This window comes from Protofrankia sp. CiT1, from assembly GCF_917627335.1.
GTDB lineage: Bacteria > Actinomycetota > Actinomycetes > Frankiales > Frankiaceae > Protofrankia.
This window is the reverse complement of sequence record NZ_CAKJTP010000221.1, coordinates 1,939-5,482: the sequence shown is the minus strand read 5'-3', so window position 1 is coordinate 5,482 and position 3,544 is coordinate 1,939. Positions and strand designations below refer to the sequence as shown.

The 3,544-nt window shown below is 69.7% G+C and carries 3 protein-coding genes; all 3 read left to right on the top strand.

The features are described 5' to 3' along the window. The first annotated feature begins 94 nt into the window (after positions 1-94). Positions 95-1,057: a hypothetical protein gene (locus MJ785_RS20310; protein WP_239382349.1), complete on the top strand. Its 963-nt coding sequence runs from the start codon at positions 95-97 to the stop codon at positions 1,055-1,057. Positions 1,058-1,205: 148 nt separating this feature from the next. Further along, entirely contained in the window at positions 1,206-2,966 is a 1,761-nt protein-coding gene (locus MJ785_RS20305; RefSeq protein ID WP_239382347.1) for a SpoIIE family protein phosphatase, read from the top strand. 138 nt (positions 2,967-3,104) lie between these two features. Beyond that, positions 3,105-3,544: suppressor of fused domain protein (locus tag MJ785_RS20300; RefSeq protein ID WP_239382351.1), on the top strand; the 440-nt coding region annotated here is incomplete at its 3' end.

Below are 3,544 nucleotides of genomic sequence, written 5' to 3'. Positions count from 1 at the left end.
TCTAAGCCGTCGCTCCGGCGACGAAGACGAGGATGAACATCACGCCGACGATCAATGTGGCCACGATTTGGTTTCGCGCGAAGGGAAGCACCCGGTGACGAACGCCATTGAGGACAACACCACGCTCGACCGCGCCCACCAGCATTTCGTGACCGATGAACCGGCCGGCGGAGGTGTCCGGATCCCGATCCTGAGCTCCTGGCGACGCTGCGAGTCCCTCGGGCTCGTCCCAGACCGTCTCGCGCCTTCCTACCGGTCCGATCTGGACCCGGATGAGCGCATCATCCGAATAGCCGCACCCGTCCTCAATCGGCTGGAAGTCAGCCTTGCAAGGGCCGGCGTGGGCGTGATTCTTACCGACGGCGACGCTACGGTACTGCATCGTCGCGCAACCGGATCCGCGCTGAACCGGCATCTCGACGGGGTGTGCCTCGCCCCGGGCTTCAGCTATGCCGAACACGTCGTCGGTACGAACGGGATCGGCACCGCGCTCGTGGAGCGGAGGCCCTCCTACGTCTCGAGCGTCGAACACTTCGCCGCCCGCCTGCACCCGTACGTCTGCGCGGGTGCGCCGATACGCGATCCGATCAGCGGCCGTATTGAGGGCATCATTGATCTCACCTGCCTGCGCTCCGACGCCGACCCAAAAATGATGACCATGGCCCGCGGAGCGGCCAGCGCGATCGAGCGGCGGATACTGGAACAGTACACGGAGCGGGAGCAAGCCCTCATCCAGGCGCTGCTCCGGGATGGACACCGCACCCGCGCATCCATTGTCCCGGTTGCGGGTGAACCGTACGTTCGGGCGCCCACCGAGGTCATCCTCCGTGCCCCGGCCAACCTCATGATGAGCAGCCGGGACGAACAAATCCTGCGAGAAAAGGCGGCGGAGCTGATTTCCGCCGCGTGCCGGGCCGCCGTGGAGGTGCGTTTGTCCCACGGTCAGCTGGCGGTGCTGGTGTGCCGGCCGGTGACGACCGCCGCCGGTGCCGAAGGGCTCGCCGTCGAGGCCGGTCTTGCCTACAGACCACCGCGGCCGCCGGCCGGCGAGGGGTGACACCGCCCCGCCGCCCGCTGACAGTCGCCTGCCGAGGCAGTTTCAGCTGACCAGGAAGGCTGCGTCCGAAGCGGAACTGGCCGCGCCAGAGCCCGCCGGAGCGGAGGCGGCCGAACCCGCTGCCGGCAGCGACAGATGGCTGCTGCTGGTGGGTGAGCCGAGGGTCGGCCAGCTCGCCGTCGCGGCACGGCAACGGCTGGAGCTGCTCTATGAGGCCAGTATGCGCATCGGCAGTACCCTGGACGTGACGCGGACCGCCCAGGAACTGGCGGATGTCGCGGTCCCGCGGTTCGCCGACCACGTCACGGTTGATCTGCCTGACTCGGTCCTGCGCGGGGACGAACCGACCGACATACATGAAGGACTACGCCGCACCGCCATCCACGGCATCACGGCGGGACGCGCGTTCCGCCCGCCGGGCGACCTGCTGAACTACCTTCCGTCGGCCCCCCAGGCCCGCTGCTTCACCACCGGGCATCCCGTTCTCGAGCCGGATCCACACGCCGCGGCCGGGGAGCTGGCCGGGGAGGGCGAGCTGGCCGGGGACCCCGCATGCGGCGGGATCCCCCCCGACCATGGCATCCACTCGCTCATGACAGTCCCGCTGCGCGCCCGCGGCGACACGCTGGGCGTCGCCAGCTTCTACCGCTGCGCGCGGGCCGGCGCCTTCGAGGAGGACGACCTGTCCCTCGCCGAGGAGCTGGTCGCCCGAGCCGCCGTCTGCATTGACAACGCCCGCCGCTACACCCACGAGCATGGGCTCGCGCTCGCCCTCCAGCGCAGCCTCCTCCCCCGGGGCCTGCCCGAACAGCACGCCGTCGAAGTCGCCCACCGCTACCTGCCCGCCCAGTCCGGGGTGGGCGGCGACTGGTTCGACGTCATCACGCTGTCCAGCGCCCGGGTTGCCCTGGTGGTCGGTGACGTTGTCGGCCATGGCCTGCACGCCGCCGCCACCATGGGCCGCCTGCGCACCGCCGTCCAGAACTTCTCCGCCCTGGACCTGCCCGTTGATGAGCTTCTCGCGCATCTCGACGATCTGGTCAACCGGCTGGATGAGGAGGAAAGCACCGAGCCGGGCGGGCACGGGCTGATCGGGGCAACCTGCCTGTACGCGGTCTACGACCCGGTCTCCAGGCGCTGCACCATGGCGCGCGCCGGACACCCGATGCCCGCGCTTATCCACCCCGACGGCACCGTGGAGTTCCTCGATCTGCCTGCCGGGCCGCCGCTCGGGCTTGGCGGGCTGCCCTTTGAAACAGCCGAGTTCGAGGTGTCCCCCGGCAGCCAGCTCGTCCTGTACACCGACGGGCTCATCGAGGACCGGCACCGTGACATCGACGCCGGTCTTGAGCAGCTCCGACGCCTGCTGGCCCATCCCGACCGGCCGCCGGAACAGACCTGCCAGGCGCTGGCGGCGGCCATGCTGCCGGCCCATCCAGGCGACGACGTCGCGCTGCTGGTGGCTCGGACCCATGCGCTGGACGCGGAACGCCACGCCAGCTGGGAGCTGCCCGCCGACCCGACAGTCGTCTCCAGCATGCGCGCCGCGGTCACCCGGCAACTGGCCGACTGGGGACTGGAGGACATCGCCTTCACCACCGAGCTGGTCGCCAGTGAACTGATCACCAACGCAATCCGGCACGCGGCCGGCCCCATCCAGGTCCGCCTGCTCCACGACCACGCACTGATCTGCGAGGTATCCGACACCAGCAGCACATCCCCCCGGCTGCGCCGCGCCAGCAGCACCGACGAGGGCGGGCGCGGCCTGTTCCTGATCGCTCAGCTCACCCGGCGGTGGGGAGTCCGCTACACGTCCAACGGCAAGGTCATCTGGACTGAGCAATCGCTTCCGAAACCATCGACCACAGATGATCATTCGGAGCCTGCGCGCCCAAGCCACGTTTGCTGATCCCACGAAGCCGATCCCACGAAACTCCGGAGATCCTTCCTGCCAACTGGCCCCGTCAGCGGGTGGCGGTGCCCGTTGGCGGAGCCGGTCGGCTGCCAACGGGTTCAGCGGGCCCGTAAGGTCGATCCCGTGGACGGCTTGGCAAATCTGGATGGCCTGGGCGGTTTGGACGGCTCAGAGGTGCTCAGGCGGGTGGAGACCCACCTGATCCGGGAACTCGGGCCTGAGACCGGACGCGCGGAGATCACGTTTCTCGGTGCCGAGCCCATCGAGGTCCTGCGCTTCGGCCACCCCGCGCGGGGAGTCGTCCGCTACGCGACCCTCGGGATGTCCCGCTCCCCCATGGGCAATCCGGCGGCCTCGATGCTCGACCCGGCCGGACCACGCGCCGAGCTGCTGCTTTCCCTGAAGGACCAGCGTGACAGCGTCGCCCGGCGGCTCGCCCTGCTGGCGGCGATCCCCGCTGTCGAAGGCGTCCCGGTCGTTGCCGGCGCCGGCCTCGACCTCGGTGAACCGTTATGGGACGGCGCGAGCTTCACCGCCGTCCTCGTCGCCGAACCCGGTGGGCTCATCCCGGA